The sequence below is a fragment of the Streptomyces sp. HUAS CB01 genome (assembly GCF_030406905.1).
In the GTDB taxonomy this organism is placed as follows: domain Bacteria; phylum Actinomycetota; class Actinomycetes; order Streptomycetales; family Streptomycetaceae; genus Streptomyces; species Streptomyces chengbuensis.
In genome coordinates this window covers 1,990,757-2,015,681 of record NZ_CP129137.1, presented here as the reverse complement: position 1 = coordinate 2,015,681, position 24,925 = coordinate 1,990,757, and the positions used below count along the sequence as shown (strand labels likewise).

The window sequence follows — 24,925 nt, the reverse complement described above, 5'->3', positions numbered from 1 at the left end:
CTGACACACCGAACGGCACCCCCCGGAGTGAGGGCTGGATAAGCGACCGACATAATGTCGGTCGTGGCGACAGCAACGACAGTAGAAACCGGGCACGCGCACCCGTCGGTCAATCGGCCGAACCTCACCAGCGTCGGAACCATCATCTGGCTGAGTTCCGAGCTGATGTTCTTCGCGGCCCTCTTCGCGATGTACTTCACCCTGCGATCGGTGACGGGTGCCGAGTACTGGGCAGAACGGGCTTCGACCCTGAACTTCCCCTTCTCGGCGACCAACACCACGATCCTGGTGCTCTCCTCCCTCACCTGCCAGCTCGGCGTCTTCGCCGCCGAGCGCGGTGACGTGAAGAAGCTCCGCACCTGGTTCGTGATCACGTTCGTGATGGGTGCGATCTTCATCGGCGGCCAGGTGTTCGAGTACACCGAGCTGGTCAAGCACGAGGGTCTCTCGCTCTCGTCGGACCCGTACGGCTCGGTCTTCTACCTGACCACCGGCTTCCACGGTCTGCACGTGACGGGCGGTCTCATCGCCTTCCTGCTCGTTCTCGGCAGGACGTACGCGGCCCGGAGATTCACCCACGAGCAGGCAACCGCCGCCATCGTCGTGTCCTACTACTGGCACTTCGTCGATGTCGTCTGGATCGGCCTCTTCGCCACGATCTACATGATCAAGTAGCCGGGCTCCGTACCCGCACACCTTCCAGAAGCATCGACGCAGAAGATCCTGACACCGGGGTAATCCGTGAAAAAGCTCTCCGCACGACGACGCCATCCTCTGGCGGCGGTCGTCGTCCTACTCCTCGCGCTGGCGGCCACTGGGGGGCTGTACGCCGCGTTCGCACCCGCGGACAAGGCGCAGGCCGATGAAACCGCCCAGTCCCTCGCCATCGAGGAGGGCAAGAAGCTCTACACCGTCGGCTGCGCCAGCTGCCACGGAACCGGCGGTCAGGGCACCTCCGACGGGCCGTCCCTGATCGGCGTGGGTTCTGCCGCTGTGGACTTCCAGGTCGGCACCGGCCGTATGCCCGCCCAGCAGCCGGGCGCCCAGGTGCCGAAGAAGAAGAACATCTACTCGCAGGCCGAGATCGACCAGCTCGCGGCGTACATCTCCTCCCTGGGCCCGGGTCCGGTCACGCCGACCGAGAAGCAGTACAACCCCGAGGGTGCCAACATCGCCCGCGGCGGTGACCTCTTCCGCACCAACTGCGCCCAGTGCCACAACTTCACGGGTGAGGGCGGTGCGCTGACGAACGGCAAGTACGCCCCGAACCTCGAGGGCGTGAGCCCGAAGCACATCTACGAGGCCATGCAGACCGGCCCGCAGAACATGCCGTCCTTCCCCGACACGACGATGCCGGAGCAGGAGAAGCGCGACATCATCGCGTACATCCAGACGGTGAACAGCGGCGAGGCGGAGACCCCGGGCGGACTGAGCCTCGGTGGGCTCGGTCCCGTCAGCGAGGGACTGTTCGCCTGGGTGTTCGGTCTGGGTGCGCTGATCGCCACTGCCATCTGGGTCGCGGCCCACACCGCTAAGGCCAAGAAGTCATGAGTAGCCAAGACATTCCCGAAGAGACCCTGCCCTCCGAGCAGGACCACGCGCACGGCGCCGTGGCGACGAAGGACCCCTTCGCCGACCCGGGCCTCCCGGCCCACCGGCCGCGGATCCAGGACATCGACGAGCGGGCCGCCAAGCGGTCCGAGCGCACGGTCGCCCTGCTGTTCACCGTGTCGATGCTGTCGACGGTCGCGTTCATCGCGGCGTACGTGATCTTCCCGGTCGACAAGATCGTCTACATCTGGCCGTTCGGTCACGTCAGCGCGCTGAACTTCGCGCTGGGCGTGACCCTCGGTGTGGCCCTGTTCTGCATCGGCGCGGGCGCGGTCCACTGGGCCCGCACCCTGATGTCCGACCAGGAGCTGGTGGACGAGCGTCACCCGATCGAGGCCCCGCCGGAGGTCAAGGCCAAGGTTCTGGCCGACTTCGCCGCGGGTGCGGAGGAGTCCGGCTTCGGCCGGCGCAAGCTGATCCGCAACACCCTCTTCGGTGCGCTGGCCATGGTGCCGCTGTCCGGAGTGGTGCTGCTGCGCGACCTCGGTCCGCTGCCGGAGGACAAGCTCCGCCACACGCTGTGGGCCAAGGGCAAGCAGCTCATCAACATGAACACGCACGAGCCGCTGCGTCCCGAGGACGTGACCGTGGGTTCGCTGACCTTCGCCATGCCCGAGGGCCTCAGCGAGCACGACCACAGCTTCCAGACCGAGATCGCCAAGGCCGCCCTGATGATCGTCCGGATCCAGCCGGAGGACATCAAGGACAAGCGCGAGCTCGAGTGGTCCCACGAGGGCATCGTCGCGTTCTCGAAGATCTGCACCCACGTGGGCTGCCCGATCTCCCTGTACGAGCAGCAGACGCACCACGTGCTCTGCCCGTGCCACCAGTCCACCTTCGACCTCTCCGACGGCGCCCGCGTCATCTTCGGCCCGGCCGGTCACGCCCTTCCGCAGCTGCGGATCGGTGTGAATGACGAAGGCTTCCTCGAAGCGCTCGGCGACTTCGACGAGCCCGTCGGTCCTGCCTTCTGGGAGCGCGGATGAGCACTGCAACTGACAAGAGGAAGGCTCCGGCCGGCGAGCGCGTCGCCGACTGGGCCGACGGCCGGCTGGGGATCTACTCCCTCGCCAAGGCCAACATGCGCAAGATCTTCCCGGACCACTGGTCCTTCATGCTGGGTGAGGTCGCGCTCTACAGCTTCATCATCATCATCCTCACGGGTGTGTACCTGACGCTGTTCTTCCACCCGTCGATGAACGAGGTGGAGTACCACGGCTCGTACGTCCCGATGCAGGGCGTGCTGATGTCGGAGGCGTACGCCTCGACCCTGGAGATCAGCTTCGACGTCCGCGGCGGTCTGCTCATCCGGCAGATCCACCACTGGGCGGCGCTGATCTTCCTCGCGGCCATGATGGTCCACATGATGCGCGTCTTCTTCACGGGCGCGTTCCGCAAGCCGCGCGAGATCAACTGGCTGTTCGGCTTCCTGCTGTTCGTCCTGGGCATGTTCACCGGCTTCACCGGCTACTCGCTCCCGGACGACCTGCTCTCCGGCACCGGTGTCCGCTTCATGCAGGGCGCGATCCTGTCCGTCCCGGTCGTCGGCACGTACCTGTCGATGTTCCTGTTCGGCGGCGAGTTCCCCGGCGGCGACATCGTGGCCCGGTTCTACTCGATCCACATCCTGCTGCTGCCGGGCATCATGCTCGGGCTGCTGGTGGCGCACCTGATCCTGGTCTTCTACCACAAGCACACGCAGTTCGCGGGTCCCGGCCGGACGAACAACAACGTGGTCGGCATGCCCCTGCTGCCGATCTACATGGCCAAGGCCGGCGGCTTCTTCTTCCTGGTCTTCGGTGTCATCTCGGTCATCTCGGCGATCGCCACGATCAACCCGATCTGGGCGCTCGGCCCGTACCGGCCGGACCAGGTGTCCACGGGCGCCCAGCCCGACTGGTACATGGGCTTCTCCGAGGGTCTGATCCGTGTGATGCCCGGCTGGGAGATCAACCTCTGGGGCCACACCCTGGTCCTGGGCGTCTTCATCCCGCTGGTGATCTTCCCGCTGGTGCTGGCGACCATCGCGGTCTACCCGTTCATCGAGTCCTGGGTCACCGGGGACAAGCGCGAGCACCACATCCTGGACCGCCCGCGCAACGCCCCGACCCGTACGGCGTTCGGTGTGGCCTGGCTGACCTGGTACTTCGTGCTCCTGATCGGTGGTGGAAACGACCTCTGGGCGACCCACTTCCACCTGTCGATCAACTCGATCACCTGGTTCGTCCGGATCTTCTTCTTCGCCGGACCGGTCCTGGCCTTCATCATCACCAAGCGGATCTGCATGGGTCTGCAGCGGCGCGACAAGGACAAGGTGCTGCACGGGCGCGAGTCCGGCATCATCAAGCGCCTGCCGCACGGTGAGTTCGTCGAGGTCCACGAGCCGCTGACGCAGGAGGCCCTGCACACGCTCACCGCCCACCAGCAGTACACGCCGCACGAGATCGGCCCGACGGTCGACGAGAACGGTGTGGAGCGGAAGGTGCCGCGCACCGAGAGGCTCCGGGCGCGGCTCAGCAAGGCCTACTACGGCAAGGACAACCAGGTCGCGAAGCCGACCGTCGAGGAGTACACGGAGATCACGAGCGGCCACGGCCACCACTGATCCCCACCGCTGATCGCAGCGACCGCCACGGCGAGAGCCCCGTCCATCCGCTGGACGGGGCTCTTCGCCGTCCCGGGGATCGATAGGGTGGGAGCCATTCCCATCCGGACGGACCCAGGAGCGACCATGAGCGCTGTGACCCCCGCAGGAGGTTCTACCGCGGCGGGCCTTTCCTGGCCCGAGGTGCTGGACTCCCTGCTGTACGGACGTGACCAGAGCGCGGAGGCGACCGCCTGGGCCATGGACCGGATCCTGCGGGGCGAGGCCACCGACGCGCAGATCGCGGGATTCGCCGTGGCGCTGCGGGCCAAGGGCGAGACCGTCGAGGAGATCTCCGGGCTCGTGCGGACGATGTACGAGCACGCCCGGACGATCGAGGTGCCCGGCGACACGGTCGACATCGTGGGCACGGGTGGCGACGGCGCCAAGACCGTCAACATCTCCACCATGTCCGCGATCGTGGTGGCCGGGACCGGTGCCAAGGTGGTCAAGCACGGCAACCGTGCCGCGTCGAGCGCGAGCGGTGCCTCGGACGTCCTGGAGAAGCTCGGCGTCAATCTGGAGCTGACGCCCGAGCGGGTCGCGGCCGTCGCCGAGGAGGCGGGGATCACCTTCTGCTTCGCGGTGAAGTTCCACCCGGCGCTGCGGCACGTGGCGGCGGCCCGCAAGGAACTCGGTATCCGTACGACGTTCAACTTCCTGGGTCCGCTGACCAACCCCGCGCGGGTGAGGGCCCAGGCCACGGGGGTCGCGGACGCCCGGATGGCCCCGATCATGGCCGGAGTGCTGGCCGCGCGCGGCTCCAGCGCGCTGGTCTTCCGCGGCGACGACGGCCTGGACGAGCTGACCACGACCGCGGGCTCCCGGGTGTGGGTGGTCCGGAACGGCGCCGTGCGCGAGGAGGCCTTCGACCCCGGGGACGTGGGCATCCAGCGGGTCCCGGTCGAGGCGCTGCGCGGCGCGGACGCCTCGTACAACGCGGACGTCGCCCGCCGGCTGCTCGCGGGGGAGACCGGCCCCGTGCGGGACGCGGTGCTGCTGAACTCGGCCGCGGCGCTGGCCGCGCTCGGGAAGGGCGAGGGGGCTCTCGTGGAGCAGCTCAGGGCCGGGATGGCGCAGGCCGCGGAGTCCATCGACTCGGGCGCGGCGAAGCGGGCGCTCGACCGCTGGGTGGCCGCGAGCAACGCGTGAGGTGACGCGAGGCGCAGTCCGGATGGCGGACTGCGCCTTGCGTGCCGTGGGACGTGTGGCAGGATGCTTCCCAAGGTCATGAGTGACAGCGACTACGGCCCCGGCCCGCTGTCCGGCAACCCTCCGTCCGTGGCGGGGTGCCCCGGGTGAAGACCAGGCCGTGGGCAGCGAGGTCCGCGGCAAGCGCGGACCCCGCGGACATCGGTGAATGTCGCAGCCCTGGGGTCCTGGTCCTCGAGGGAGCTGTCCCGTGAGCAAGCGAATGCGTTAGGGCCCGTCGGCCCCTTTTCCACCTCCGCACGAGCGCCGTTGCGCCGTGCGTCGAGGCAACACCCGTACGCGGAGCGGCCGTTGTGGGCCGTCGTACCGCGGTACGGGCCGGTCACGCCCCTTCGCCCTTACCTGCCGGGAGATACCGCCATGTCCGTGCGCCCGCACGCCGTCGAAACCGTCATCGCCGCCGTCCCCGCCGCCAACGCCCCCGTCGACAACGACCCCTGCTGTGCCGCCCCGTTGCCGGTGCTCGGCCGGGACGTCACCGTGCCGCTCGTCACCGGTGGCGAAGTCACCTACGCCGCCCTCGACTACGCGGCCAGCGCGCCGGCCCTGCAGCGCGTGTGGGACGACGTGTCCGCGTACGCCCCGTACTACGGCAGCGTCCACCGCGGCGCCGGTTACCTCTCGCAGCTGTCCACCGATCTGTTCGAGAACAGCCGGGCCACGGTCCACGCGTTCCTGGACTGCCGCGCCGACGACCAGGTCGTGTTCACCCGGTCGACGACCGACTCGCTGAACCTGCTGGCCGGTGCGCTGCCCGACGGCTGCGAGGTCTTCGTCTTCGAGACCGAGCACCACGCCTCCCTGCTGCCGTGGGCGAACGCGCGCGTGACGTACCTGAACGCCCCGCGCACCCGGGGCGAAGCGGTGCGGACGCTGGAGACGGCCCTCGCCGGCCGCGACCCCCACGGCCCCGCCCTGGTCTGTGTCACCGGCGCCTCCAACGTCACCGGTGAGGTGTGGCCCGTACGGGAACTGGCGGCCACGGCGCACGCCCACGGCGCGCGCATCGTCCTGGACGCCGCACAGCTCGCACCGCACCACCCGGTCTCCGTACGGGACCTGGACGTCGACTGGGTCGCCTTCTCCGGGCACAAGCTGTACGCGCCGTTCGGCTCGGGCGTGCTCGCCGGGCGCGCGGACTGGCTGCAGGAGGCCGATCCGTACCTCGCGGGCGGCGGCGCCTCGCGGAAGGTCTCGCGCCGGACCGACGGGGGCGTGGACGTCGAGTGGCACACCACCGCCGCGCGCCACGAGGCGGGTTCGCCGAACGTCATCGGCGTCTACGCGATCGCCTCCGCCTGCAAGGCGCTCACCGAGGCCGGGTTCGACGCCCTCGTCGAACGCGAGCGGCACCTCGTCGCCCGCGTCACTGCGGGACTCGCCGAGGTGCCCGAGGTCAGGGTGCTGTCGCTGTTCGGCGACGACGATCCCGGCTCCGCCGGGGAGAGCTCCAGGGTCGGTGTCGTCTCCTTCGTCGTGGCGGGCTGGAACAGTTCCCACTTCGCCGCCGCGCTGTCCGCCGAGTACGGCATCGGCGTGCGCGACGGCCTGTTCTGCGCCCACCCGCTGGTGCGCACCCTGCTGGGCGGCGACCCGCAGGAGGTCGGCGAGTGCGGTGCCCCGGAGGCCGAAACGGGCGAGCGAAGCGCGGTGGCCGAGGGCCGGGAGAGGTCGCTGAACGCGATCCGGGTCAGCTTCGGGGCGGGTACGCCGGACGAGCACGTGGAGCGGTTCGTACGGGCGGTCAAGGAGCTGGTGCGCAACGGTGCGCAGTGGAACTACCGCACCGAGGACGGACGTTGCGTGCCTGCCGTGTGAGCGGCTCGAGCGGACCGGCCGGCTGAGAGGGCCGAGCGGGGTGGGCTGACCGGGTGGTCCGGGGCGAGACGGTGTCCGTCCGTGCCCGAAGGGCCGTGCCCGCGGTGCCGTATCGGGCCGGGCCGGGCCGTGCCCTGCGTGCCGGGCCGGTGCGCCCTGCCCGTCGGGGCCGCCTGGGCCTTGTGCGGGTCCGGGCGGCGCCTGCCGTGCCGGGCCACGACCGGACGGACCGTGACCGACCGGGACGGCCCGGTGCGAGCCGTGCCCGTCCGGGGAGGAGCGGGCCGGGGCCGTGGAGTCCATGGGCCCTGGCGGGGCCGGGGCGTCCCGGTCCGGAGCGCGGCCGCCCACCGTGGTGCCGGCGTACGCCCGGGCCCGGGGCGCGGTGGCCGTGATGCCGGGCCCGATGCCCCCGCCGTGGCTGCCCGCCGTCGCGGTGGAGTCAGGCGTCGAGCCCGATCGCGAACGCGGCCTCCAGGTCGTGCTGGGAGTACGTGCGGAACGCGACATGGGTGTCGGTCGCCTCGACACCGGGGATCTTGCTGATCCGGCCCGGGATCACGTCGGCCAGGTCGTCGTGCTTCGCGACCCGGACCATCGCGATCAGGTCGTACGTGCCGGTGACCGAGAAGACCTCGCTGACGCTGTCCAGCGCGGCGATCGATTCGGCGATCTCGGGGATGCGGTCCACGCTGGTCTTGATGAGCACGATCGCGGTGATCACGGCTGTCTTTCTCCCTCGGTGGCCCCTGCTTGGGCTTTCACTCTAGCGGCCTGCCGGAAGCGGCCCCATGCGTAGAGGAACCCGATCCCGAACCCCACCAGATGCGCCAGGTACGCCACTCCCGGGCCCGTGGACGAACTCTGTGCCTCCGCCAGCCACTGCAGCGCGAACCAGAAGATCAGCACGATCCAGGCGGGGAAGCGCAGCGGCAGGAAGAACAGGAAGGGGTAGAGGCTTGTCACGCGCGTCCTCGGGAAGAGGCAGAGAAAGGCGCCCAGCACGCCCGAGATGGCTCCGGACGCCCCGACGAGCGTGTGGTCCGACTCCGCGTTGGCCGCCGCGTACGCCAGGAGCGCCAGATAGCCGCAGCCCAGATAGAAGAGCGCGAACTCCACGTGCCCCATGCGTTCCTCGACCATCGCGCCGAAGACGTGGAGGAAGAGCATGTTGCCGAGCAGATGCAGCCAGCTGCCGTGGACGAACAGCGCGGTCAGCGGGGTGAGCAGCGCCCTCGGGGAACCCTGCAGCAGTTCGCTCGGGATCACGCCCCAGCGCTCGAAGTGGAGGGTCTGGGCGGTGAGGAGGGTGTCCCCGGTGCCGTAGGACGGGTTGAGCCCGGAGACCGGACCGAGGACGAACAGGAGGCAGCACAGACCGATCGCTCCGTAGGTCACCACCGGGCCGGTCGCCCCGCCCCGTACCGTCGTCCACCGATCGATCATGCCCAGAGCATGGCGTACCGGGACCGAACCGGGCAGACCGCCTCGCCGTGTCACGGCGGACCCGTGAGGTCGTAGGGTTACGGGCAGTACGCACGAGGAGACGAGGACGGCCCATGACGACGGTACCCCTGCCGACGGACACCACCCGGTGGCGCTGCACCCTGTGCGGCAACCTCACCCGCTTCGACGTGACCCGGTCGTCCAAGGTCGTCGAGTACGTCCATCTGGATCTCGCCGGGGAGCCCAAGGTGGAGGAGCGCGAGGTGGTGAGTGAGACCATCGAGTCGGTCCGCTGCCGCTGGTGCAACGCCGTGGACCGGATCGAGCTGGTGGACAGGCCGGGCAGCGGCTCCTGACGGAGGCGCGCGGACCCGCGGGAAGACAGTGGGGTGACGGATCGTGGAGCAGCCTGAGAGCGGCGCCGGGCCGGCCGGTGCCGGCGACGCCGCCGAGGCGCTCGACCGCCCGCTGCCGGAGGGCGTGCGGCGACGGGTCGTCGCGCTGGTCTCGGACGCCTTCGGCGGGCTGACCGTCAACGAACTTCCCGCCCAGTTGAGGCAGTACGCCCGGTTCACCCCGACCCGCCGGGCGAAGTACGCGGGCAACGCCATGGCCGCGGCCCTCGAGGGCGACCCCGCCTTCCGGCAGCGCGTCGGTGAACGGCTCCGTGACGCCCAGCCCGAGCTGGCCGCCGCGCTGGCGTCCGGGGCGCCGCCGGCGGCCGCCGATCCCGTCGACGTGGCGGCGGCCGCCTATGTGCTGCGGCCGGTCGGCTGGGTCAAGCTCGTGGCCGCCGCCGGCGAGGAGGCGCTGCGCGCGGACGCCGAGCGCGCGGACGAGGAGAGCAGGCGCGAGCTGGAACGGCTCCGCGAGGAACTGGACCGGCTGAAGGCGCAGCACAAGGCCGAGACCGAACGGCTGCGCACCGAGCTGGACGCGGCCCGCAAGGAGTCCGACGCGCTGCACCGCAAGCTGCGCAGCGCGCAGAGCGACGTCAAGCGCGCCGAGGCCGCCGTGCGCCGCGGCAACGCCGAGAACGAGGGCGCCAGGGCCGAGGCGCACGCCCAGGTGTCCGCGGCCGAGAGCGAGGCGCGGCGGCTCAAGGCCAGGCTGGCCGAGGCGGAGGCCGCGGTCGAGGCGAGCCGCAGGGCCGCCCGCGAGGGCCGGTCGATCGAGGACATGCGCGTGCGGCTGCTGCTGGACACCGTGCTGGACGCGGCCTCCGGACTGCGCCGTGAACTGGCCCTGCCCCCCGCTTCCCTGCACCCGGCGGACACCGTCGACGCGGTGGAGCCGGGGCGGATGACCCCCAAGGACATCGCGGCGCGCGCGCTGTCCGAGACCGACCCGGCGATGCTGGACCAGCTGCTCGCGCTGCCCCAGGTGCATCTGCTCGTGGACGGCTACAACGTCACGAAGACCGGCTATCCGACGATGCCGCTGGAGAAGCAGCGGCTGCGGCTGCTCGGCGGCCTCGCGATGCTGGCCGCGCAGACCGGGGCCGAGATCACCTGTGTCTTCGACGGCGCCGAACTCGCCGCGCCCGTGCTGCTGGCACCCCCGCGCGGAGTGCGGGTCCTGTTCTCCAAGCCCGGGGTGACGGCGGACGAGCTGATCCGCCAGCTCGTCCGGGCCGAGCCCCCGGGCCGGCCGGTCGTCGTCGTGTCGACGGACCGCGAAGTCGCCGACGGGGTGGCGAAGGCCGGGGCGAGGCCGGTCGCGTCCGCGATGTTGCTGAAGCGGCTTTCGCGCGTCTAGTGCGACTCGTAACTCCTGGGCTTAATGCCCGATTTCGCGGAACGTACCGTCAAGTCGCCGCTACTGCGCGTGTGGTGCGTGTAAAGAATGCGCTTCGTGGGCCAGATTTTTCTCATGAGGATTTGAACTGATCACAGGAAGGTCACTAGGGTCAGGCCTCGAACCTTCGCGCGGTTGATCGTCCATCCGGGATGACAGCGAAGGAACCGCCGATTTCGCGCAGTTCAGCCCCGTTTTTCGCGGGGGAGCTGAGTGTGCGCGGAGCCGGGGAAACCACCCCCACGGCCCGGCAGGCGGCTCGAGGAAGAAGGAGCTCGCCTTCGTGGCGTCCCACCGTCGTCCCAAGCAGCCGAGCCGCACCCGTGTGACCGTGCTCACCGCGACCGCCGCCGCGGCTGTCGCCCTCACCTCGCAGGCCGCCCAGGCCGCTCCGGCCAAGCCGAGCAAGGACGAGGTCAAGGCCAAGGTCGACGCCCTCTACCACGAGGCGGAGAAGGCGACCGAGGACCACAGCCTGGCCAAGGAGCAGCAGACCAAGCTCCAGAAGGAGATCGACGCGATCCAGGACCGCGTCGCCCGGGGCCAGGACGAGCTCAACACCATGCGGGACAAGCTGGGTTCGGTGGCCAGCGCCCAGTACCGCTCCGGTGGCATAGACCCGTCCGTCCAGCTCTTCCTCTCCGGTGACCCGGACACGTACCTGGACAAGGCGTCGGCGATGGACCAGCTCGGGGCCAAGCAGGCCACCGCGCTCGAGGACATCCAGTCGAAGCAGCGCGACCTCGCCCAGCAGCGCGCCGAGGCCACCCGCAAGCTCGGTGACCTCCAGGACGTCCGCAAGACGCTCGGCGAGAAGAAGGCCAAGATCCAGGGCAAGCTCTCCGAGGCCCAGAAGCTCCTCAACACCCTGACCGCCGCCGAGCGGGCGAAGATGCAGGAGGAGGAGCAGCGCGCCAGTCGCGCCGCGGGTGAGCGCGTGAACCTCGGCAACGAGGTGCCGGCCTCCCAGCGCGGTGCCGCCGCGCTGAACGCCGCCGCCACCCAGCTCGGCAAGCCGTACGTCTCCGGCGCCGAGGGCCCCAACTCCTACGACTGCTCCGGACTGACGCAGTGGTCGTACCGCCAGGCCGGCGTCGGCATCTCGCGGACCACCTACACCCAGCAGAACGACGGCGTGAAGATCGGCCGCAGCCAGCTCAAGCCGGGCGACCTGGTCTTCTTCAACGGCCTTTCGCACGTGGGTCTGTACGCGGGCAACAACCAGATCCTGCACGCCCCGAAGCCCGGTGCCGTGGTCCGCTACGAGTCCATGGACTACATGGGCACCTTCCAGTTCGGCGTCCGCATCTGACGCCCCTCCAACTGGCGCCCATTCGGGCGAATTACGGCATACGCCGCTGACGGTGCGCCCCGCCGGTGACCTGTGGTCTCCGGCGGGGCGTCACTGTACGTACCCGATGCCGCTTTTGGCCGCCCCCTTCCCGCGCCGTTACTGTCTGCCGCGCAGCAGCCGCTCAGGCTGCGTCCAGCGGAAGGGAGTACGGCTCCTGTGGCGTCCCATCGCCGACCCTCAGCGTCCGGTTTCAACCGGGGTGCTCGGGTCACCCTCCTCTCGGCCGCGGCGGCCACCGCTGCGGCCGCGCTCGGTACCGCACCCGCCGGAGCCGACCCGTCCGCCGGCCCCGCCGCCACCCGCGCCAAGGTCGACCGGCTCTACGAGCAGGCCGAGAAGGCGACCGAGCAGTACAACGAGGCGGGGGAGCGCGCCGACGAACTGCGCGCGCAGGTGGACCGGGCGCAGGACCGCGCGGCCCGGGGCCAGGAGGCCGTCAACCGCATGCGCGACACGCTCGGTTCCGTGGCCGGTGCCCAGTACCGCTCCGGCGGGGTGGACCCGGCGCTCGCCCTGCTGCTCTCCGGCGATCCCGACACGTACCTCGAGCGGGCGGCGGTGCTGGACCGGCTCGGCGACCGGGAGGCGACCGTCCTGCGGGACCTGGGGCGGGTCCAGCGGCGGCTCGGCCAGGAGCGCTCCGAGGCCGCCCGGAAACTCGCCGAACTGGAACACACCAGGACCGCCCTGGCCCGGCACAAGCGGACCGTCGAGGCCAAGCTCGCGACGGCCGAGCGGCTGCTGGCCTCCCTGCCCGCGGCGGAACGGGCGGCGTACGACCGGGCGTCGCGCTCCGGCCGCGGCGTCCCCGACCTGTCGGGCGGGGCGGGCCCCTCGTCCGCGCGTGCGGCAGCGGCCGTGGCAGCGGCTCAGAGCGCCGTCGGCAAGCCGTACGTCTGGGGCGCCAACGGGCCGAGCGGCTTCGACTGTTCCGGTCTCACCCAGTGGTCCTACGCCCAGGCCGGCGTGGGGCTGCCCCGTACTTCCCAGGCGCAGCGGTACGCCGGACAGCAGGTGCCGCTGTCCCAGGCGAGGCCCGGTGACCTGGTCACGTACCGCTCCGACGCCAGTCACGTGGCCATGTACGTCGGCAACGGCCAGGTCGTCCACGCACCCTACCCGGGGGCGGCGGTGCGCTACGACCCGGTGGGGATGATGCCGATCGCCTCGGTGACCCGGCCCTGATCTGTTCTGATCAGCTCAGCTCAGCTCAGCTCAGCTCAGCTCAGCCGGATCGGATCGGTGCGGGGCCCGGCTCCGGGGCCGGGTGCGGCCGGCGGGGAGGCGGGGCACGGCGGTGGTTGGGCCGAGCCGGTGCCTGCCGGCCCGGGTCCGGCCCGATGGCGTCCGCCGGGGCCGGGCGCCCGTCGGCTCGCCTACGATCGGCAGGGTGGCTGGTCAGGGGTTCTTCGGGTGGACGGCGGGACGGCGGCGTGGGACGGTCCTCGCCGGGCTCGTCCTGACCGGGTCCCTGCTGACGGGCGGCTGCGCCGACGGGCCGGACACCACCGGCCGCGAGGTCCAGCGCACGCTCGACGCCCGTGCCGCCGCGGTGCTCCGCCACGACGAGGCGGGCTATCTGGCGGCCCTCGACCCCTCGACGCCGCAGCTGGCGGCGGTGGGCCGCGCGGAGTTCGCGAACCTCGCCGATGTGCCGCTGAGCTCCTGGGAGTACCGGCTCACCGACGTACGGCGCTCCGACGACCGGGCCACGGCCGACGCCGAGCTGCGCTACCGGATCGACGGGTACGACACCTCGCCGGTGACCGTCGAGCGGCGTCTGGAGCTGGCCGAGCGGGACGGCCGCTGGTACATCACCGCCGATCGCCCCGGACGCGACGGCGGGCAGCAGCTGTGGCAGCAGGGCGACGTCGAGGTCGTGCGCGGCACGCACAGCATGGTGCTCGGTGTCGGTCAGGAGCCGGCGCGGCTGCGGAGGATCGCGGCCGAAGCCGACCGGGCCGTCCCCGCCGTCTCGGCTGCGTGGGGCGGAACCTGGGCCGGGCGGGTGGTGGTCATGGTGCCCGCGTCGCTGGACGCCATGGGACGTCTTCTGGGCGCCCCCGCCGCGCAGTACCGGGGCATCGCCGCGGTCACCACGGGCAGGGCGCCCGCACCCGGGAAGGGCTCCCCGGCCCCCGCGGACCGGGTGACCGTCAACCCCGAGGCGTACGGCGTGCTCGGCGACCTCGGCCGGCGCGTCGTCCTCACCCACGAGACCGCGCACGTGGCGACCCGCGCTCACACGTCGGCCGCGACACCGCTCTGGCTCTCCGAGGGCTTCGCCGACTGGGCCGCCTACCGCGGCACCGGCCAGGACCTCCGCCAGGCGGCCCCGGAGCTCCGCCGCGCGGTCCTCCGCGGCGACATCCCCGCCGGCCTGCCCACCGACGCCGACTTCCGCTTCGGCGGCGACTCCGGGGCGCTGGGCCGCGCGTACGAGGGCGGCCGGCTGGCCTGCGAACTGATCGCCGACCGCTGGGGCGAGGACCGGCTGCGCGCGTTCTACCGGGCGGTCGGCGCGGCGCCGTCGCGCGACGGCGCGGTGGAGTCCGCGCTCGACGGCGTGCTCGGGACGGACCCGGAACGCTTCACGGCGGACTGGCGGGAGTACGTGGGCGCGCGGCTGGGGTGAGGTGTGCGGCACGCGGAGTCGCGGCGGCGGAGGCGGACGGGTCCCGGCAGGGCGTCCGGAGCGCAGCTCCGGGCACTGCAAGGGCGTCCGGAACCGACGGGGCCCGGTCCCGACCTCGTCGGGCCGTACCGATCCGCCCCGCCGGGACTGCCCGCGCCGCGTCAGGACCCGACCGAGGCCCTCCCGCGGTCGGACCGGGCCGGAAGCGCCCGTCGGCCCCTGCGCCCTCGCGGGGCGACCGTGCTCGTCCAGAGGCGGCGGCACGCCAGCACCGTGGCGGTGACGAGGAGGCCGTTGCGGCCCGCCAGGACCGCGATGCCCTGGGGGTCGCTCGCGACCACCTTGTCGAACCAGACGGGGAATTCCAGGAAGGTGAGCCCGGTGGCGACCAGCACCAGCAGGGCGGGCAGGCCCATCCGGCTCGACCGGAAGGCGAGACAGACCGCGGCCAGCCCGAGCAGCCAGACCATGTACTGGGGGCTGATCACGCGGCTCGTGGTCGTGAAGAGCAGCACGGCCGCGAACGCCGCGTCCGCCGGGGTGGCGGCGGAGAACTCCGACGCCCGCAGCCGCCACACCGCCAGCCAGGCGAAAGCCGCGGCGGTGAGACCGAGCGCCAAGCCGCTGACCAGGGGGACGTACGGGCCGAGGAACTCGACCGACCCGTAGTTCAGCAGGACCTGCCCCTCCCAGCCGAAGTGCCGCGCCACGTGGAAGACCAGCGCGCCCAGCGACTCGACCTCCGTGCCCCGGTCCCGCTGGAAGCCGAGGAACGCCAGCGCCCCGGGCATCGACGCCGTGAGGACCAGCAGCAGGGACGCACCGGTGATCGCCGCTGCGCCCCAGGCGCGTCGGCCCCGTAGCCCGGCCAGCAGCAGCACCGGCCACACCTTCAGCATCGCGCCGAACCCGGCCAGCGCCCCGGCGACCGCGGGCCGGCGGGCGGCGGCGAAGAGCGCGGCCACCGCGACCGCCGTCACCATCAGGTCGTAGCGGGCGTACGCCGTGGGGCCCAGCAGCGGCACCCCCGCGATCCAGAACCACATCCCCCTCGTCGACTTCCCGGGCCGCCGCCCCGCGTACAGCAGCAGTGCCAGGACCGCGGCGTCGCAGATCAGCGCCAGGACGAAGAAGGCGCGGACGTAGTCCAGGAACGGCAGCGCGCCGGGGGAGAGGATCGCGAGGGCGGCGGCGGGCGGGTACTGCCAGGTGACGTCGTCCAGCGGGTACGTGCCGGTCCTCAGCACCTCGTACCAGCCCTGGTAGATCACGGCGACGTCGCTGGTCACATCGGGGCCGCGGACGGGGAGGACCTTGAGGACCCAGAGCAGGAGCAGGGCCCTGGTGAGGGCGAACGCGGCGACGGCCGCGGCGACGGGGACCCCGGCCACCGAGGCCCCGCCCGTGGAAGGTCTCGCCGCGCTCCCCGCCGCGGCGGAACGCCCTGTGCCTTTCATGATCACCCCGTGCCGTTCGATCGGTCCCGTGCCCTGCGCGCCGCCCCGGCTGCCATGGTCGGCCAGGCTGTCATGATGCCGGTCACGCCCGTACGCCCGCGATGAGGCGTGGCCGCCGTTGGTACTGTCGGCGGCGATGGACAAGACCCTGATCGTGACCAACGACTTCCCGCCGCGCCCCGGCGGCATCCAGGCCTTCCTCCACAACATGGCGCTGCGCCTGGACCCCGAACATATCGTCGTCTACGCCTCCACCTGGAAGCGCGGTCGCGAGGGCGCCGAGGCGACGGCCGCGTTCGACGCCGAGCAGCCGTTCACGGTGGTACGCGACCGTACGACCATGCTGCTGCCCACCCCGCGCGTCACCCGGCGCGCGGTGGGACTGCTCCGGGAGCACGGCTGTACGTCGGTGTGGTTCGGGGCGGCCGCCCCGCTCGGGCTGATGGCGCCCGCGCTGCGCCGGGCCGGTGCGCGGCGCCTCGTGGCCACGACGCACGGACACGAGGCGGGATGGGCCCAGCTGCCCGGGTCCCGTCAGCTCCTGCGCCGGATCGGCGAGGGCACGGACACGATCACCTACCTCGGCGAGTACACGCGCTCGCGGATCGCCGCCGCGCTGACGCCCGGGGCGGCCGGGCGGATGGTGCAACTGCCGCCGGGCGTCGACGAGAAGACCTTCCATCCGGGCTCGGGTGGGGAGGCTGTGCGCGAACGGCTCGGGCTCACCGACCGCCCGGTGGTCGTCTGCGTGTCCCGGCTCGTACCGCGCAAGGGCCAGGACACCCTGATCCGGGCCATGCCCGCGATCCTCGCGAAGGTGCCGGACACGGTGCTGCTGATCGTCGGCGGCGGACCCTACGGGAAGGACCTGCGGAAGCTCGCCGAGACCACGGGGGTGGCGGCGTCCGTCCGCTTCACCGGAGCGGTCCCGTGGGAGGAACTGCCCGCGCACTACGGTGCCGGCGACGTCTTCGCGATGCCGTGCCGCACGCGTCGCGGCGGGCTGGACGTCGAGGGCCTCGGCATCGTCTACCTGGAGGCGTCGGCGACGGGCCTCCCGGTCGTCGCGGGCGACTCCGGCGGCGCGCCGGACGCGGTGCTGGACGGCGAGACGGGCTGGGTCGTCCGCGGCGGCTCCCCGGAGGAGTCCGCGGACCGCATCGTCACCCTCCTCCAGGACCCCGACCTGCGCCGCCGCATGGGTGAGCGGGGCCGCGACTGGGTCGAGGAGCGCTGGCGCTGGGACCTCCTGGCGGACCGCCTCCGCGCCTTGCTGTAACCCGGGTTCGTCACCTCGGCCCGGAAACGGGCCGGGTGGCGGTGGCGCCGGGGAGCGGGCGGGCCGACGGTCACGCCGGCCGCGTCCGCGCCGGCCGCGTCCGCGCCGGCCGCGTCCGCGCCGGCCGCGTCCGCGCCGGCTGCCCCGGCGGCTTCCGCGCTGACCTCGGCCCCGCCGGCCGCCGTGTGCCGACGCACGTCCGTCCCGCACGCACTGCGTGCCCGGTGCTGCCCACCCTGCAGTCCGCGTCCCCGGGTTCTGCGTTCGGCCGGAGCGTCCGTACGGACGGGGCCCGTCCGCGTGGGGACCCGCGTACGCCGGTCGCACGCACGTCCCGCCCGGCTGCCCGGTGCCGTGCCGCAGGACGCGGTCCGCCGCCCGCCCCGCCGGGCCGGAGCGTCCGTACGGACGGGCCCGTCGGCGTGGGGACCCGCGTACGCCGGTCGCCGGTCGCCGGTCGCACGCACGTCCCGCCCGGCTGCCCGGTGCCGTGCCGCAGGACGCGGTCCGCCGCCCGCCCCGCCGGGCCGGAGCGTCCGTACGGACGGGCCCGTCGGCGTGGGGACCCGCGTAGGCCCGTCGCCGGTCGCCCGTCGCACGCACTTCGCGCCCGGTGCCGTGCCTCAGGTCCCCCGCCCCGCCCCCCTCCCCGCCGGGCCGGAGCGTCCGTACGGACGGGCCCGTCCGCGTGGGGACCCGCGTACGCCGGTCGCCGGTCGCCCGTCGCACGCACTTCGCGCCCGGTGCCGTGCCGCGGTCCGCCCCCGCCCCGCCGGGCCGGAGCGCCCGTACGACTCCTCCCGGCCCGCGGACCACGCGCGACCGCCCGAGGACCACACGCGTACGGCCCGAGTGCCCACCCACCCGGCCGGCCCCGGCGCGAACCGCCCTCTTGCGCTCCGCGGAAGAAGGCCCCGCGCAGCGGATAGGCGGAACCGGAAAATCCGCACATGCTGCGCAACATGACACCAAATCTGACGCGCCGTCACCTCCTGGGGCTCGGCGCCCTCCAGACAGCGGCCGTTCTCGGCCTCACCCGTGTCGGCCCCGCGTCCACGGCCCACGCGGCGACCTCCGCCGCGCCCGGCCGGACCGGAGGCGCCGACCAATCCCCCGCCCTCGTCATCGGCTCCGGCTACGGCGCAGCCGTCACCGCACTGCGTCTCGGGGAGGCCGGAATCCCCACCCTCGTACTGGAGATGGGCCGGCTCTGGGACAGCCCGGGCCCCGACGGGAAGGTCTTCTGCACCACCGCCGCCCCCGACCACCGCTCCATGTGGTTCCGCACCCGCACCGAGGCCCCGCTCGCCCAGTTCCTCTGGCTCGACGTCGTCAACAAGGACATCAGCCCCTACCCCGGAGTGCTCGACCGCGTGCGCTTCGAGAGCATGTCGGTGTACGTGGGCCGCGGCGTCGGCGGCGGGTCGCTCGTGAACGGCGGCATGGCCGTCGTCCCGCAGCGCGCGTACTTCTCCGAGATGATGCCGAACGTCGACGCCGCGGCCATGTACGACCGGTACTTCCCGCTGGCCCGGCGGATGCTGGGCGTCAACACCGTGGACCCGGCGTGGTTCGAGTCCACCGAGTGGTACCGCTTCTCGCGGATCTCCCGGAAGCACGCCGCCAACGCCGGCCTGCGGACCGTCTTCGTGCCCAACGTCTACGACTTCGGGTACATGCGGCGCGAGGCGGCGGGCCAGGCCGTACGGTCCGCGCTCGCCGGAGAGGTCATCTACGGCAACAACCACGGCAAGCGGAGCCTCGACAAGACCTATCTCGCCGCCGCGCTCGGCACCGGCAACGTCACGATCGACACCATGCACCGGGCCCGTGCGCTGCGCAGACAGCCGGACGGCACGTACGTCGTCACCGCCGACCGCATCGACACCACGGGCAAGGTCGTCGCCACCCGCGACATCGGCTGCACCCGGCTGTTCCTGGGCGCAGGCAGCCTCGGCTCCACCGAACTCCTGCTGCGCGCCCGCGAGTCCGGTGCCCTGCCCGATCTCAGCGAGCACCTCGGCACGGGCTGGGGCACCAACGGCAACGTCATGACGGCGCGGGCCAACCACCTCTGGGACACCGTCGGCGCCCACCAGGCGACCATGCCGGTGATGGGCATCGACGACTGGTCCAACACGGCCAACCCCGTCTTCGCCGAGATCGCCCCGCTGCCGATGGGCTTCGAGCACTGGATCAGCCTCTACCTGGCGATCACCAGGAACCCGGAACGCGGCACGCTCGTCCACGACGCCGCCACCGACGCCGTGCGGCTGCGCTGGACCCCGGCGCAGAGCAAGGTGTCGGTGGACTCGGCCAGGAAGCTCTTCGACCGCATCAACCTCAGGAACGCCACGATCTACCGCCACGACCTGTTCGGCGGCAACAAGGCCTTCGCCGACGACTTCACGTACCACCCGCTCGGCGGCTGTGTGCTCGGCCGGGCCACCGACGACTACGGCCGGGTCCGGGGCGCCCCCGGGGTGTACGTCACCGACGGAGCCCTCGTGCCGGGCTCCGTCGGTGTCAATCCGTTCCTCACGATCACCGCGCTCGCCGAGCGCAACATCGAGCGGGTCCTCGCCGAGGACTACGCCCGGTAGATCGCCTCGATCTCGTCCGCGAAGTCCTTGGCCACCACGTTCCGCTTGAGCTTCAGCGACGGCGTGATGTGACCGGCCTCCTCGGTGAACTGGGAGCTGAGAACCCTGAATTTCCGCACCGATTCAGCCTTGGAAACCGCGGCATTGCCCTCGTCCACCGCCCGCTGGATCTCCGCCAGCAGCTCCGCGTCCTCGCGCAGCGAGGCAGCCGTCGAACCGGCCGGCTTGCCGTTGTCGGAGACCCAGCGGGCCAGGAACTCCTCGTCGATGGTGACCAGCGCGCCCACGAACGGCCGGCCGTCGCCCACCACCATGCACTCCGCGACCAGCGCGTGCGCACGGATGCGGTCCTCGATGACCGCGGGGGCGACGTTCTTGCCGCCCGCCGTCACCAGGATCTCCTTCTTCCGGCCCGTGATCGCGAGGTAGCCGTCCTCGTCCAGGGTGCCGATGTCACCGGTGTGGAACCAGCCGTCGGCCAGGGCCTCAGCCGTCGCGGCCTCGTTGTTCCAGTAGCCCGTGAAGATGTGCTCGCCGTGCAGCAGCACCTCGCCGTCGTCGGCGATCCGCACCACCGAACCCGGCAGCGGCTGTCCGACCGTGCCGATCTTCTGCCGGTCCCAGGGGTTGAACGCCGTCGCCGCGCAGGTCTCCGTGAGGCCGTAGCCCTCCAGCACCGTGAAGCCGATGCCGCGGAAGAAGTGGCCGAGCCGCTCGCCCAGCGGGGCGCCGCCGGAGACCGCGAACTCGCCGCGCCCGCCGAGCACCGCACGCAGCTTGCTGAAGACGAGCTTGTCGAACACCTTGTGCTTGATCTTCAGCCCGAGCGGAGCGCCTTCCGGCGTGCCGATCGCGCGGCTGTACTCGATCGCCGTCGTCGCGGCCTTGTCGAAGATCTTGCCCTTGCCGTCCGCCTGTGCCTTGGCCCGAGCCGAGTTGTAGACCTTCTCGAACACGCGCGGCACACCGAGGATCAGCGTCGGGCGGAACGAGGCGAGCTCGTCGGTGAGGTTCTTGATGTCCGGTACGCAGCCGAGCTTGATGGGCGCCATCACCGAGGCGACCTCGACCATGCGCCCGAAGACGTGCGCGGCGGGGAGGAAGAGCAGGACCGAGCTGTCGCCGGTACGGAACAGCGGCTTCAGGCGCTCCACCAGGTTGCCGCACTCCGCGAAGAAGGCCCGGTGCGTCAGCACACAGCCCTTGGGGCGGCCCGTGGTGCCCGAGGTGTAGACGATGGTCGCCGGGTCGTCGGCCTTGGCGGAGGCACTGCGCTCGTCGACCGTCCCGTCGGGGACAGCGGCCCCGGCCTCGGTGAGCTGCGCGACCGCGCCGGCCTCGATCTGCCAGACGTGCCGCAGCGCCGGCAGGGTGGCGCGCACGGACTCGATCGCGGCGGCGTGCGCCTCGCTCTCGACGATCACCGCGACGGCCCCGGAGTCACCGAGGATCCACTGCACCTGCTCCGGCGAGCTCGTCTCGTACACCGGGACGGTGACACCGCCGGCGCTCCAGATCGCGAAGTCGAGCTGCACCCACTCGTAGCGGGTGCGCGACATCAGGGCGACCCGGTCCCCGGGCTGCACGCCGGCGGCGATCAGGCCCTTCGCGGCGGCCCGCACCTCGGCGAGGAACTGGGTGGCGGTGACGTCCGTCCAGGCCCCGGCGACCTTTCTGCCCATGACCGCGACGTCGGGGTGCTGCGTCGCGTTGCGGCGGATGAGATCCGTCAGATTGCCGTCCGTCGGGACCTCGTACAGGGCCGGAAGGCTGAACTCACGCAAGACTGCTGCTCCTCATCGGGCGCCGGCGCCACGGCTCTGTGTGAACGCACCGGGGACTGCCCGGACGTTACCCATCAGTACTCAGTTCCGGATAGGGGGTCCCGGCCAGATGTTCCCTGCGTCACACCTGTGTGCCGCACCATCCCGAACACTATTCCACCAGCCGGACGACTCGGAAGTAATCGCAGGTCCGGTGCCCCTCTACTAGGAATCGGGCGACCACTCTAGGGTGATCGGCATGCGAGTTCATGTGGTCAGTGACGTGCACGGAAACGCAACGGATCTGGCCAGGGCCGGAGACGGGGCCGACGCGCTGATCTGCCTCGGCGACCTGGTGCTCTTCCTCGACTACGCCGACCACTCACGCGGCATCTTCCCCGATCTCTTCGGGGTCGAGAACGCGGACCGGATCGTCGAGCTGCGCACCGCCCGGCGCTTCGAGGAGGCCCGCGAGTTCGGCCGCAGCCTCTGGGCGGGCATCGGCCTCGACCGCGACACCGCGATCCTCGGCGCGGTGCGCAAGCAGTACAGCGAGCTGTTCCCCGCGTTCCCCACTCCGACGTACGCCACCTACGGCAACGTCGACGTCCCGGCCCTCTGGCCGGAGTACGCGCGCCCGGGCACCACCGTCCTCGACGGCGAGCGGATCGAGCTGGACGGGCTTGTGTTCGGCTTCGTCGGCGGCGGTCTGCGGTCCCCGATGCGCACCCCGTTCGAGATCTCCGACGAGGAGTACGCGGCCAAGGTCGAGGCGCTCGGCGCGGTCGACGTCCTCTGCTCGCACATCCCGCCGGAGGTCCCGGAGCTGACGTACGACACGGTCGCGCGCCGCTTCGAGCGCGGCAGCCCGGCCCTGCTCGACGCCATCCACCGGACCCGGCCCCGGTACTCCCTCTTCGGGCACGTGCACCAGCCACTGGCGCGGCGCATGCGGATCGGCGGGACCGAGTGCGTGAACGTCGGGCACTTCGCGGCGACGGGGCGGCCGTGGGCCCTGGAATGGTGACCGGCCGGAGCGCGATAGATTGCACACCGCAACCCCGTCCGGCGTTCACTGGAGGAGCCACGGCGATGGCCGAACACACCAGCTCGAGCATCACCATCGACGCGGCACCGGCCGATGTGATGGGGGTGATCTCCGACTTCGCGCGCTACCCGGAGTGGACCGGAGAGGTGAAGGAGACCGAGGTCCTGGAGAGGGACGACCAGGGCCGCGCACTGCAGGTCCGGCTGGTCCTCGACGCCGGCGCGATCAAGGACGACCACGTCCTGGCCTACACCTGGACCGGGGACGACAAGGTCTCCTGGACCCTGGTCAAGTCCCAGATGCTGCGCGCCCTGGACGGCTCGTACGCGCTGAAGCCGGTCGCCGGCGGCGAGCGCACCGAGGTCACGTACCAGCTGACCGTCGACGTCAAGATCCCCATGCTCGGGATGATCAAGCGCAAGGCGGAGAAGGTCATCATCGACCGCGCCCTGGCCGGTCTGAAGAAGCGCGTCGAGTCCGGTCCGAAGGTCTGAAGCCGCCTCTCCATGCGCACCGTTTTCGTCACCGGCACCGGCGGGGCCGGCCGGAGCACCGTCGCGGCCGCCCTCGCCCTGGCCGGAGCACGCCGGGGCGAACGTGTCCTGCTGCTCTCCGACGATCCGGCCGGGGCACTGAGGGACACCGGGTCCGCGTACGACAGGGCGGCCGGGACAGCCGGACGGGGCGGGACGGACGCCCCTGGGCCCCGCCCCACCGTCGTCGGCGTCGACAGCGGCGCCGACTTCCGCCACGAGTTCCTCACGTTCCAGGAGCGGGCCGGGGCCGCGCTCGACCTGCTCGGGGCCGTGCCCTTCGAGGACGGGGAGCTCACGGAACTCCCTGGCAGTGAGCAGTTCGCGCTGCTGCGCGCCCTCAGGCACGCGGCCGGGAGTGGCCACGACCTCCTGGTCGTCGATCTTCCGCCCGTGCGCCAGGCCGTCGCCCTGCTCGCCCTGCCCGAGCAACTGCGCCGCTACCTGAGCCGGCTGCTGCCGGCCGAGCGCCAGGCCGCCCGTTCCCTGCGCCCCGTGCTCGCCCAGCTCGCGGGCGTGCCGATGCCCGCGCAGTGGCTCTACGAGACGGCCGCCCGCTGGGACGAGGAGCTGGCCGTCGTCCAGGCCCTGGTCGAGAACCCCGGCACGTCGGTCCGCCTGGTCGCGGAACCCGGTCCGGAGGCCGCCGACCGCGCCCTGCGCACCGCCCGGCTCGGCCTCGCCCTGCACGGGCCGGCCCCGGACATGGTGATCGCCAACCGCGTCGTCCCCACCGGCTCCCCAGACCCCTTCCTCGCGGACCTCTCGGGGCGGCAGCAGGTCGCGCTCAAGGGCTGGCGCGAGGAGTTCGGTCCCGTACCGGTCCGCGAGGTGCCGCACACCGGCCGTGACCCCCGGCGGCCCGGCGAACTCGCCGAACTGCTCGACGGGCCCGCCGGCAGCGCCGCGGAACCACTCCCCGGGACCGCCTGGACCGTGGAGGACCGCCGCGCCGAGGACGGTGTGCTCGTCTGGCGTCTGCCGCTGCCGGGAGCCGTCAAGGACCGGCTGCAGCTGGTCCGCAGGGACGACGAACTCTTCCTGACCGTGGGCCCCTTCCGCCGCATCCTGCTGCTGCCGTCCGTGCTGCGCCGCTGCACCGTCAGCGGTGCCGCCCTCCGGGACGGCGAGCTCCGCATCCGCTTCGAGCCCGACCCCGGGCTCTGGCCGCGGAGTCGCTGAACGGCCGCCTGCCGTTCGGGTACCGTCGACGTACGAGGCACTTTCCGAGGAGTACGCCATGAGCGATGCCACCGAACGTCCCGCCGTCGACGCCGACGCCTGGGCGACGGCGTGCGCCGAGGACCTGGCGGAGGAGCGCGCCCGCCGCAGCGAGCGGTACGGGCAGCACGGCACCGGTACCGCGGGCGAGGAGCTGCGCAGGCTGCTGGACGCGGTCGCCGAGAAGGTGTCGACGCTGCAGAACCCGCTGCTCGGCCTCGCCGGGCAGGGGGCCGTGCAGCAGCTGATCAGTCAGGCGAAGTCGGCCGTCGAACCGGTCATCGAGCGGAACCCGCAGGTCTTCGACCATCTCGCGGCCGCGGGCAACGAACTGCTGGCGGCGTACCGCTCCGCCGTGGAAGGCCATGAGCGCCGCTGGACCCGGAACGAGCCGTCCGGCGGCACCGACGGCACGGACCGTCCGGACCGGCGGGACGAGGGCCCCGGCCCCAGCGAGAAGATCGACCTGGACTGAGGCCGGGGCTCCCTCCGGTACGGTTGGCC

General features: G+C 72.0%; 21 protein-coding genes and 1 riboswitch. Of the genes, 17 read left to right on the top strand and 4 right to left on the bottom strand.

Translation table 11 applies throughout. The features are described 5' to 3' along the window. Window positions 1-54 precede the first annotated feature (54 nt). The 6 genes from ctaE (at window position 55) to QRN89_RS08960 (ending at window position 7,285) form a co-directional block, all read left to right on the top strand. On the top strand, window positions 55-675 hold the full coding sequence (ctaE, locus tag QRN89_RS08985) for an aa3-type cytochrome oxidase subunit III (protein ID WP_093653333.1): 621 nt from the start codon (window positions 55-57) through the stop codon (window positions 673-675). A gap of 66 nt (window positions 676-741) precedes the next feature. Then, window positions 742-1,551: a cytochrome bc1 complex diheme cytochrome c subunit gene (gene qcrC, locus QRN89_RS08980; RefSeq protein WP_290348820.1), complete on the top strand. Its 810-nt coding sequence runs from the start codon at window positions 742-744 to the stop codon at window positions 1,549-1,551. Further along, entirely contained in the window at window positions 1,548-2,597 is a 1,050-nt protein-coding gene (gene qcrA, locus QRN89_RS08975; RefSeq protein ID WP_290348819.1) for a cytochrome bc1 complex Rieske iron-sulfur subunit, read from the top strand. Before qcrC ends, qcrA begins: the two co-directional genes overlap by 4 nt. Further along, window positions 2,594-4,216, top strand: coding sequence for a cytochrome bc1 complex cytochrome b subunit (qcrB, locus tag QRN89_RS08970; RefSeq protein ID WP_290348818.1), 1,623 nt, complete (start codon window positions 2,594-2,596; stop codon window positions 4,214-4,216). The genes qcrA and qcrB overlap by 4 nt, the downstream gene beginning before the upstream one ends. Window positions 4,217-4,342: 126 nt before the next feature. Continuing rightward, complete coding sequence (trpD, locus tag QRN89_RS08965; RefSeq protein WP_290348817.1) at window positions 4,343-5,407, top strand: anthranilate phosphoribosyltransferase; 1,065 nt, start codon at window positions 4,343-4,345, stop codon at window positions 5,405-5,407. Between the two features lie 74 nt (window positions 5,408-5,481). Next, window positions 5,482-5,599, top strand: a riboswitch (SAM riboswitch). A gap of 228 nt (window positions 5,600-5,827) precedes the next feature. Continuing rightward, the gene (locus QRN89_RS08960) at window positions 5,828-7,285 is read left to right on the top strand and encodes an aminotransferase class V-fold PLP-dependent enzyme (protein WP_290348816.1); all 1,458 of its coding nucleotides are present in this window, start codon (window positions 5,828-5,830) and stop codon (window positions 7,283-7,285) included. Between the two features lie 442 nt (window positions 7,286-7,727). Here QRN89_RS08960 and QRN89_RS08955 read toward each other — a convergent pair whose 3' ends face one another. Together QRN89_RS08955 and QRN89_RS08950 are read right to left on the bottom strand one after the other, a co-directional pair. Then, complete coding sequence (locus tag QRN89_RS08955; RefSeq protein WP_031069742.1) at window positions 7,728-8,009, bottom strand: Lrp/AsnC family transcriptional regulator; 282 nt, start codon at window positions 8,007-8,009, stop codon at window positions 7,728-7,730. After that, a complete protein-coding gene (locus QRN89_RS08950) occupies window positions 8,006-8,731 on the bottom strand; it encodes a rhomboid family intramembrane serine protease (protein ID WP_290348815.1) in 726 nt (241 codons plus the stop codon). The genes QRN89_RS08955 and QRN89_RS08950 overlap by 4 nt, the downstream gene beginning before the upstream one ends. Window positions 8,732-8,844: 113 nt before the next feature. Here QRN89_RS08950 and QRN89_RS08945 point away from each other — a divergent pair, with 113 nt between their 5' ends. The 5 genes from QRN89_RS08945 to QRN89_RS08925 all read left to right on the top strand — a co-directional run bounded on the left by QRN89_RS08945 (window position 8,845) and on the right by QRN89_RS08925 (window position 14,517). Further along, window positions 8,845-9,087: a hypothetical protein gene (locus tag QRN89_RS08945; protein WP_290348814.1), complete on the top strand. Its 243-nt coding sequence runs from the start codon at window positions 8,845-8,847 to the stop codon at window positions 9,085-9,087. Window positions 9,088-9,130: 43 nt separating this feature from the next. Further along, window positions 9,131-10,489 carry an NYN domain-containing protein gene (locus tag QRN89_RS08940; protein WP_290348813.1) on the top strand — a complete coding sequence of 453 codons (1,359 nt, stop codon included), beginning with the start codon at window positions 9,131-9,133 and terminating at the stop codon, window positions 10,487-10,489. A 322-nt stretch (window positions 10,490-10,811) separates the two neighbouring features. Next, window positions 10,812-11,840: a C40 family peptidase gene (locus tag QRN89_RS08935; protein ID WP_290348812.1), complete on the top strand. Its 1,029-nt coding sequence runs from the start codon at window positions 10,812-10,814 to the stop codon at window positions 11,838-11,840. 198 nt (window positions 11,841-12,038) lie between these two features. Beyond that, on the top strand, window positions 12,039-13,067 hold the full coding sequence (locus tag QRN89_RS08930; protein WP_290348811.1) for a C40 family peptidase: 1,029 nt from the start codon (window positions 12,039-12,041) through the stop codon (window positions 13,065-13,067). 205 nt (window positions 13,068-13,272) lie between these two features. After that, window positions 13,273-14,517 carry a gluzincin family metallopeptidase gene (locus tag QRN89_RS08925; RefSeq protein WP_390702009.1) on the top strand — a complete coding sequence of 415 codons (1,245 nt, stop codon included), beginning with the start codon at window positions 13,273-13,275 and terminating at the stop codon, window positions 14,515-14,517. A gap of 161 nt (window positions 14,518-14,678) precedes the next feature. Here the strand turns inward: QRN89_RS08925 and QRN89_RS08920 are convergent, their stop codons facing one another. Next, on the bottom strand, window positions 14,679-15,974 hold the full coding sequence (locus QRN89_RS08920; RefSeq protein WP_290348810.1) for a glycosyltransferase family 87 protein: 1,296 nt from the start codon (window positions 15,972-15,974) through the stop codon (window positions 14,679-14,681). 136 nt (window positions 15,975-16,110) lie between these two features. Here QRN89_RS08920 and QRN89_RS08915 point away from each other — a divergent pair, with 136 nt between their 5' ends. Together QRN89_RS08915 and QRN89_RS08910 are read left to right on the top strand one after the other, a co-directional pair. Next, on the top strand, window positions 16,111-17,253 hold the full coding sequence (locus tag QRN89_RS08915) for a glycosyltransferase family 4 protein (protein WP_290348809.1): 1,143 nt from the start codon (window positions 16,111-16,113) through the stop codon (window positions 17,251-17,253). A gap of 962 nt (window positions 17,254-18,215) precedes the next feature. Further along, window positions 18,216-19,856 carry a GMC oxidoreductase gene (locus tag QRN89_RS08910; protein WP_490236673.1) on the top strand — a complete coding sequence of 547 codons (1,641 nt, stop codon included), beginning with the start codon at window positions 18,216-18,218 and terminating at the stop codon, window positions 19,854-19,856. On the opposite strand, the gene QRN89_RS08905 is transcribed toward QRN89_RS08910, so the two are convergent. Further along, window positions 19,844-21,640: an AMP-dependent synthetase/ligase gene (locus QRN89_RS08905; RefSeq protein WP_290348807.1), complete on the bottom strand. Its 1,797-nt coding sequence runs from the start codon at window positions 21,638-21,640 to the stop codon at window positions 19,844-19,846. The genes QRN89_RS08910 and QRN89_RS08905 overlap by 13 nt on opposite strands. 238 nt (window positions 21,641-21,878) lie before the next feature. On the opposite strand from QRN89_RS08905, the gene QRN89_RS08900 reads away from it, so the two are divergent. From QRN89_RS08900 to QRN89_RS08885, 4 genes are all read left to right on the top strand, one after another. Beyond that, the gene (locus tag QRN89_RS08900; RefSeq protein ID WP_290348806.1) at window positions 21,879-22,646 is read left to right on the top strand and encodes a metallophosphoesterase family protein; all 768 of its coding nucleotides are present in this window, start codon (window positions 21,879-21,881) and stop codon (window positions 22,644-22,646) included. Window positions 22,647-22,711: 65 nt separating this feature from the next. Next, complete coding sequence (locus tag QRN89_RS08895; protein ID WP_290348805.1) at window positions 22,712-23,161, top strand: SRPBCC family protein; 450 nt, start codon at window positions 22,712-22,714, stop codon at window positions 23,159-23,161. 12 nt (window positions 23,162-23,173) lie between these two features. Further along, the gene (locus QRN89_RS08890) at window positions 23,174-24,382 is read left to right on the top strand and encodes an ArsA family ATPase (protein ID WP_290348804.1); all 1,209 of its coding nucleotides are present in this window, start codon (window positions 23,174-23,176) and stop codon (window positions 24,380-24,382) included. A gap of 58 nt (window positions 24,383-24,440) precedes the next feature. Further along, entirely contained in the window at window positions 24,441-24,896 is a 456-nt protein-coding gene (locus QRN89_RS08885) for a DUF5304 domain-containing protein (RefSeq protein WP_290348803.1), read from the top strand. Window positions 24,897-24,925: the final 29 nt, after the last annotated feature.

Bases quoted from the DNA above. Each gene is read 5' to 3' on its own strand.
- ctaE (WP_093653333.1), top strand. From the start codon at position 55: ATGTCGGTCGTGGCGACAGCAACGACAGTAGAAACCGGGCACGCGCAC.
- QRN89_RS08915 (WP_290348809.1), top strand. From the start codon at position 16,111: ATGGACAAGACCCTGATCGTGACCAACGACTTCCCGCCGCGCCCCGGC.
- trpD (WP_290348817.1), top strand. From the start codon at position 4,343: ATGAGCGCTGTGACCCCCGCAGGAGGTTCTACCGCGGCGGGCCTTTCC.
- QRN89_RS08945 (WP_290348814.1), top strand. From the start codon at position 8,845: ATGACGACGGTACCCCTGCCGACGGACACCACCCGGTGGCGCTGCACC.
- QRN89_RS08910 (WP_490236673.1), top strand. From the start codon at position 18,216: ATGACACCAAATCTGACGCGCCGTCACCTCCTGGGGCTCGGCGCCCTC.
- QRN89_RS08900 (WP_290348806.1), top strand. From the start codon at position 21,879: ATGCGAGTTCATGTGGTCAGTGACGTGCACGGAAACGCAACGGATCTG.
- QRN89_RS08920 (WP_290348810.1), bottom strand. From the start codon at position 15,974: ATGAAAGGCACAGGGCGTTCCGCCGCGGCGGGGAGCGCGGCGAGACCT.
- qcrA (WP_290348819.1), top strand. From the start codon at position 1,548: ATGAGTAGCCAAGACATTCCCGAAGAGACCCTGCCCTCCGAGCAGGAC.
- QRN89_RS08895 (WP_290348805.1), top strand. From the start codon at position 22,712: ATGGCCGAACACACCAGCTCGAGCATCACCATCGACGCGGCACCGGCC.
- QRN89_RS08885 (WP_290348803.1), top strand. From the start codon at position 24,441: ATGAGCGATGCCACCGAACGTCCCGCCGTCGACGCCGACGCCTGGGCG.
- QRN89_RS08960 (WP_290348816.1), top strand. From the start codon at position 5,828: ATGTCCGTGCGCCCGCACGCCGTCGAAACCGTCATCGCCGCCGTCCCC.
- QRN89_RS08950 (WP_290348815.1), bottom strand. From the start codon at position 8,731: ATGATCGATCGGTGGACGACGGTACGGGGCGGGGCGACCGGCCCGGTG.
- QRN89_RS08890 (WP_290348804.1), top strand. From the start codon at position 23,174: ATGCGCACCGTTTTCGTCACCGGCACCGGCGGGGCCGGCCGGAGCACC.
- qcrB (WP_290348818.1), top strand. From the start codon at position 2,594: ATGAGCACTGCAACTGACAAGAGGAAGGCTCCGGCCGGCGAGCGCGTC.